This window comes from Stenotrophomonas sp. SbOxS2 (genome assembly GCF_013416715.1).
In the GTDB taxonomy this organism is placed as follows: domain Bacteria; phylum Pseudomonadota; class Gammaproteobacteria; order Xanthomonadales; family Xanthomonadaceae; genus Stenotrophomonas; species Stenotrophomonas lactitubi.
On the sequence record NZ_JAAVXD010000005.1, the window covers coordinates 876,523 to 882,718 of the forward strand.

Genomic DNA, 6,196 nt, shown 5'->3' on the forward strand with positions numbered 1-6,196 from the left:
GGGGCCGCGAGCTGAGGGTGAACGCGAAAGCAGGAGAGGCCAAGGCAGACCTTGGCCTCCCCCAAGTGCCGATCAGGCAGCCACAAGCCTGATTTCCGCGGATTCAGAGGCCTGCTCAAGGAGGCCGCGACGACGGATTTCCAAGTCGATGACGTCGGCTTGGTAAGCCAGCGCCGGGGCCATCTCCTTCCCAGACTTCAAGAACGAGGTGATCTCGCTGAAATCGCTCTTGCGTACCTGTGTTGCAACTTCGCTGCCAAGCATTGCTTCGATGCGCTTGGCGTTGAGGGCGCTCACGGTCTCGGCCAGATTGACGAGCGATGCCTTTCCATAGTATGGAGAGCCGCTCTTCAGTTGAACATGAGTCAAGCCAAGGCCAAGGTGGATCAAGCGTTCCTGCAGCAACTGAATTTCGCCGAATCGATCCAGATTGCTGCTGCCGATGGGAGCATGACGCTCGAGTATGAGCTTGGTGAACTCGTATTCCTCGTGGAACCTGGGGATCAACGTCCGGAGTTGATGCGTGTCACCCTCACCACAAAACTGTTGGGCGGACAGAAGGAGGGAGCGGAACCTTGCTTCATCGTTCAGCAGGCTTCTCTCGTGCACCTCGCCCACCAAGTGAAGTGTCCGCGCGATGCCTTCGGACTGCTCTTGTATCTGGGCGCTGATCTTGTTCAATTTCTTGCATACGACCACGAAGCCGGCTGTCGTGACCGCAAGATTCAACCCCGTCATGGCCAAGTTCGCGACCTGCAGGCCCTGTAGAACATTCATGCTCTGCTGGAGGCCATCCATTCCGGTTTGGATGCTGCTCATGCCCTTGGACAAGGCTGACTGGAGCTCTTGAAGTCGCTGCTGTGTCTGGAGCGCATCTCCTGGGAAGATCAAGTGGCCTACGATCTGTCCTCCTCTGCCAGTGCCGGCTGCGTGGCGAATGACGCCGCCATGGAGCGTGTAAGTGCCATCGGTCAGCTTGGCCAACACGTCGGGAAACTCGGGCAGAGCCCGAGAAAGGTCGGGATTCACTTGCATGCTAGTAGAGCCTCGCGGTAGGAAGCCAGGTCAGAATCGAACTGGCGGCGACGGATGACAGCAATTTGCAGGACGGCTGGCACCGTGATGCGGAAGGCTGGCGTCGGCGCTTGAAGCGCAGTCGCCCCAACCGCAGTGGCCGCCAAAGGGACCAAAACTAGGGGGGCAACGCGAGCGCCCAAGAACCCAGCAATCCCAGAGGCTCCGCCACTGGCGAGGGCGCTCCAAGCCGATCCTGCCTCTTTGATCATTCCGTTGATGGTTGGCCGCATGAGGTCCGCCAACTGCGCACCACTTTTCTTGGAGACATCGACGGAGACCTCCTTGAAGGCCTTCTTCACCGCTTGGATCAACGCGATCTCTTCAAGATTCCATGGAGCAAGCCCGTTGGAGGGCTTTCCACCCAACTGCTTGGCCACGTCCGATGCCAGTTCTTGATAGGACACCCCGCCTTTGCGCACGGCATTCACAAGGGTGTTGCCACCGAATGCCGAGATCTCTCCGGCAAGAAGTTCCGAGATGTCTTGGAGGCGACCTCGCTCCTTACAGGCCAGAATCTGAGACTTGACCGAGCCATCCAAGGCGACTCGGCCCTTGCCGAAGTCGGTGATGAGGTCGGCGAGCACATTGAGATCGCCGGATGGAGCACGTGAAAGCAAATCGGGCAGCTCCCGATCGCGCGGAACAACCAAATCCATGTTTCCCCCTGTATCCATCGCTAAGCCTGGCCGTCTGAGGCCAAGCGAGGCCAGTATCCACGGCCTCAGTCTCAATTCTAGCGAATGGATTGCCCTGTAGATCGATTCAAGGCTTGCCAAATTCCCATCCTGTCGCATGCTGAAACCATGACCGCTTCCAATGCCTTCGCGGATAACAGCATGGACCGCCAAGACGCCTTGGTGGCGTCCCCACGTTTCACCGTGCAACGAACCCCCGAGGGTTGCCCATGAACCCCACGACGGGCAAGAGCTACCGGGGCGGAAACCTGCTCCACCTGTGGGCCCTTCAGAGCGCCTGGGACACCCAGGACAACCGGTGGATGACTTACAAGCAAGCCGCGGCCGTGGGCGCTCAGGTGCGCAGAAGCGAGAAGGCCAGCGTGATTGAGTATTGGGATTGGTCGCCGGTGGAAGAGGCCAAGAAGAGCGGGGACCCCGATCTCATCGCCAAGGCTCGCCCCAAAGTGTTCTTCCCACATTTGTTCAACGCGATGCAGATCGATGGGTTGCCGGCGTTGGTCCTGTCACCCCCGCGGCCAGAGCCCGATGTCCATCAGGCCTGCGAAGCGGTGCTCAAGGGCAGCGGGGCCGAGATCCACCACGACGGGGGCAGCCAGGCCTTCTACCGGCCGATGACGGACAGCATCCACTTGCCCCAGCGCAGCAGCTTCCACTCGGCCAGCGACTACTACGCCACCGCGTTGCACGAACTGGGCCACTGGACCGGCTTTCCCACCCGCCTCAACCGCGATCAGAAGGGGGCTTTTGGGAGCATCGATTACGCCAAGGAAGAACTGGTCGCGGAGGTGTCATCCATGCTGATGGGCGAACGCCTGGGCATTGGCCACGATCCCACCCAACACGCGGCTTACGTGAAGTCGTGGATCCAAATCCTCCGGGACGATCCCCGGGAGCTCTTCCGAGCCGCCGCGGCGGCCGAGCGGGTGGTGGAGTTCCTGAAGGTGCCCGAGTTGGTTCGCGAGCCGCTCCCGAAGGTTGAGCAGGAGCGGCAGTCCGTGGCGGGCAATCGGCAAGAGCTTGAGAAACCTGCTTCCAACGTCCGGCAGTGTTCCCGCCCCAAGACGAAAGCCAAGGGGCGCGACATGGTGGCCTAACTAAACGTTGTAGTTCCCTTTGGTCGAGATAAGCTTTTGACGAAGCTCTTCAATTCTGGACTTTCGTTGCCCGCACAGCTCTTCAAGGGTGTATTCGTAGATTTCGAAGGCATCCAGTAGCGCCTCGCGCCGAACACTTTCGCCGTGAGAACCAAGGTTGCCAACCATCCTAAGGGCTGTCAGAGACGATGCATGTTCAGCGTTAACCTTCCCATAAAAGGCAATTCTTGCGTTCAAGTCCAGGCGTCTCGCCTTGCCATCTTGCATGCTTTCCCTTGGGACTTCGAGGAAGTCCAGCAGAAACTCGACGCTGGCACGCAGACGATTGGCCGATGAGCTCGGGTCCATCCAGTAGAGGGACGACGCGAGGCGGATGTTCTCCCTGACTTCTGGAGGCGCCAGCTCAGGGATGGAGATGAGCACAGGCGCGGGAAACATGGCTCTGGGATGGAGATGGGCGAAGAAGACTTGACGATTGTCTTCTTCGTCGAAGCATTCAGTTAGCGACGTATCTCCGGAAACAACCGAGATCTCGCCGCACTCCGGATCATCGCACGTCAGCTTCAGGCTAAATCGTTCAACGTCCCAGCATGGCTCCCAGTCGGCATCCTCTCGATTCTTCGCAGAATAAGCCGGTTCCTTGACATCAATGCTCTCTTGATTCAGCCTCGCGTTACCGGTGAGGCACATAGGGCAGGGGAAGCTGGGAAAGTGGTCTTTGTCATAGGTGCCAGACCATAGATCGCGCTTGAACGCCATGCTGTGAGCTCTTGGGATTTTTTGTGAATACTTTCAGTGGCGTTGCTTCGATAGGGTGATATCGAACGCGACTGCATCGATTCAGGTTTTGGAAAGGTAGTCCATGCGTAAAAGCATTTGCTTGAGAACGTCGATGACGGAAACCTCGTCAGCATCCTTGGCCGGAGTCAAGGCAAGTGCCCAGTTGCGGACCGAAGGGCTCAAGTCCTCTCCCAGTTCCACCACCAAGTCCTGAAGGTCATCCAACGGGAGATAGGCCGTCGCAGCCAGGATCTCATCGAGCTTTCCCGACAAGTTTTCTTCGTGTGCCTTCCGAAGGTCTCGCGCGGTGGCTCGGCGCTTTCTAAGCTCGGCGGCGTGCTCCACCTTGATTTCTTCAATCTTTGCTTTCGCTGATTTGCTCTTCTTGCGAACGGCGCCGCGAACAATGTCACGCACCAGCTTGGCGTCGTGCGTGTCTGTAAGGCTGGCAATGAGTGTGTCACTTTTAACGCGCGCCGGTCGGTAGATACGGACCTTGCTGACCTCATCACCCAGCACTCGCTGCGTCCACTTCTCCATCGTCTCCTTTGCCTTTTTCTGACCGGTTAGAGGCGACGGAACGTTCTTGAGGCGTGGCTTACCTTCGAAGTCCACCAGCAGGCCATAAGTCTTGAGGATGCGGTGGCTGTAGATAGTGTCGGACATCCAATTCCCCCTGTGAGTGATCCTCCAATTTTGCCACTTTCGTAGACGGTTTGGCAGGTTGAGGGGGAGCGTTCCCACATCATCGCAGGTTGAATGTCGATCAAGGTCATTGCACGACAGGAGAGCTTCCGGTTTCAGATTCTTTGCCAGACGCGAAGGGGCGAGAGAGAAAGGAAAAGAAATGGCCAGTCTGATCTAGGTGGACCAACGGATATTTTTATCTGTGTGCTATCGAGCATGCGCGAACCCATCGTGCATCCCAACGTGTAGGCGCGGACTACACCGCACTCCGCCGGCTGCTAGCCCTGCATGAACGGCCTCGGTGCGCTCGGGTTTGCGCGTCACGCTCGCACTCTGGCCGCGCCAGCGGGGCATTGAGGTCAACGTGGCCTTCTGGTCCAAGGGCTTGAGCCACAAGTTGGTAAGAGCGGCCACCAAGGCTGCTAGCTTGGATGGCCACTTGCAGACATTGACGAAGCCTGCGCGACGCAGAGGGAAACCGCTTGTGGCAGCGGGCAAGGCAGAGCAGTTACTTCTTGGATGCCATGCGCTGGTAGAGCTTGTAGACGCCGAACATCGCCGCACCACCCGCAATTGGTGCGGCCGCGACCACCCCCAGTCCAGCAAGCATGCCACCGCCCACAACGCTCCCGACGGTTGCCAGGCCGGAGGTCACGGCGGCTGCACCGGCGGTTCCGGCCGCTGCACCACTGGTTACGCCGAGGATTGCAGAGGTCGCACCAGCCACAGCTCCGCCACCGGTCGAAATCGCGGCGCCTGCGGCCGATGAACTCCTCTTCCTTGCCATACATTTCCCTGTTGGTTTTGAGTGGTGAGCAGAATCATCGCCTGAGCATCAATCTCTGTCCATATGCATCATCTTGTCGCTTCTCCGTCAATTTAATGACGCGGACTAAAGTTTGTGTAGCCGAGCTCCGAAGCACCCCCTTGCGCATTTCCAGAATCGATCTATGCATAGGTGAACCTACTCATGAAATGGAGGTGCACCTTGAAAGCCATTGTTCTGGCCCTTGCGCTGGCGTTGTCTGCTCCGGCCGCCTTTGCCGCCGATTCCACCTCCGCTCGCCGTTACGGTTCGTCCGAGGCCCTGTCCGTCCAGGACGCCCGACTGGGCGAGGTCCTGATGGTTCGCACGGTTCAACTGAAGTCCGACCAGCATCTGAACGCCGGTTCTGCCATCGGCGCCGCTGTGGGCTACGGCGCGGCTCGCAAGGTGGACGGTGACTACCGCAATGCAGCCCGGGTGGCCGGTGGCGTCATCGGTGCGGTTGCCGGAACCGCAGTTCAAAAGGGCCTCAGCGGCCGCCCGGCGGTGGAGATCTACGTGCGCGATCTGTCCGATCGCCGCCAGCGCATCCTCGCGGTGGTCCAAGACGCCGACGTGGACGTGCGCGAAGGTGATCGGATGTTCCTGGTGGGGAAGGGCAGCAGAATCCGGGTGGCGCAGATAGCACGGATTGAAGTGTGGGGTGGTGGTGAGAATGCATCGTCATGCAACGAGCGCACCTGCGGTGCCAATGGTTTGACCGATGGGGAGCGCTAATGAAATGGTTCCCCTTTTCTAGCAAGCGCTCACGCCCTGCGCTGTCCATGGAGACGTTCAAACACTCACCGGGCGCCGCGAACTGTCAGCCGAATGGCGTTGGGCCGCCAGGTGGAGGCATGAGCACTGGGATCCTTCGTCCGCTGGTTGTCAGGCGGCACCATGCTGTCCGAGAATGGCGATCCTTCAAGGGGTGTGGTGGTCAAGTACTTCTGGACACTCCCAAAGGGAGTTCAGGCCACCTGCACTTCACGGAGCGCAGGTGGCACAAGGCCGTTGGCACTGTGCAGCCGACGGTGGTTGTACCAGTTCACAAA

At 59.0% G+C, this 6,196-nt stretch carries 7 protein-coding genes; 2 read left to right on the forward strand and 5 right to left on the reverse strand.

The window, feature by feature from the left end:
- Positions 1–72: 72 nt before the first annotated feature.
- Both HFK18_RS13535 and HFK18_RS13540 read right to left on the reverse strand, forming a co-directional pair.
- Positions 73–1,035: a hypothetical protein gene (locus tag HFK18_RS13535; RefSeq protein ID WP_180166640.1), complete on the reverse strand. Its 963-nt coding sequence runs from the start codon at positions 1,033–1,035 to the stop codon at positions 73–75.
- Entirely contained in the window at positions 1,026–1,733 is a 708-nt protein-coding gene (locus tag HFK18_RS13540; protein WP_180166641.1) for a hypothetical protein, read from the reverse strand. The genes HFK18_RS13535 and HFK18_RS13540 overlap by 10 nt, the downstream gene beginning before the upstream one ends.
- Positions 1,734–1,975: 242 nt before the next feature.
- On the opposite strand from HFK18_RS13540, the gene HFK18_RS13545 reads away from it, so the two are divergent.
- Positions 1,976–2,869: a zincin-like metallopeptidase domain-containing protein gene (locus HFK18_RS13545; RefSeq protein WP_343202960.1), complete on the forward strand. Its 894-nt coding sequence runs from the start codon at positions 1,976–1,978 to the stop codon at positions 2,867–2,869.
- Here the strand turns inward: HFK18_RS13545 and HFK18_RS13550 are convergent, their stop codons facing one another.
- The 3 genes from HFK18_RS13550 to HFK18_RS21705 form a co-directional block, all read right to left on the reverse strand.
- The gene (locus HFK18_RS13550; RefSeq protein ID WP_180166643.1) at positions 2,870–3,628 is read right to left on the reverse strand and encodes a DUF4145 domain-containing protein; all 759 of its coding nucleotides are present in this window, start codon (positions 3,626–3,628) and stop codon (positions 2,870–2,872) included.
- A gap of 81 nt (positions 3,629–3,709) precedes the next feature.
- A complete protein-coding gene (locus tag HFK18_RS13555; RefSeq protein WP_180166644.1) occupies positions 3,710–4,315 on the reverse strand; it encodes a hypothetical protein in 606 nt (201 codons plus the stop codon).
- Between the two features lie 529 nt (positions 4,316–4,844).
- On the reverse strand, positions 4,845–4,991 hold the full coding sequence (locus tag HFK18_RS21705; protein WP_218946757.1) for a hypothetical protein: 147 nt from the start codon (positions 4,989–4,991) through the stop codon (positions 4,845–4,847).
- Positions 4,992–5,324: 333 nt separating this feature from the next.
- On the opposite strand from HFK18_RS21705, the gene HFK18_RS13565 reads away from it, so the two are divergent.
- On the forward strand, positions 5,325–5,879 hold the full coding sequence (locus tag HFK18_RS13565) for a hypothetical protein (RefSeq protein ID WP_180166645.1): 555 nt from the start codon (positions 5,325–5,327) through the stop codon (positions 5,877–5,879).
- Positions 5,880–6,196: the final 317 nt, after the last annotated feature.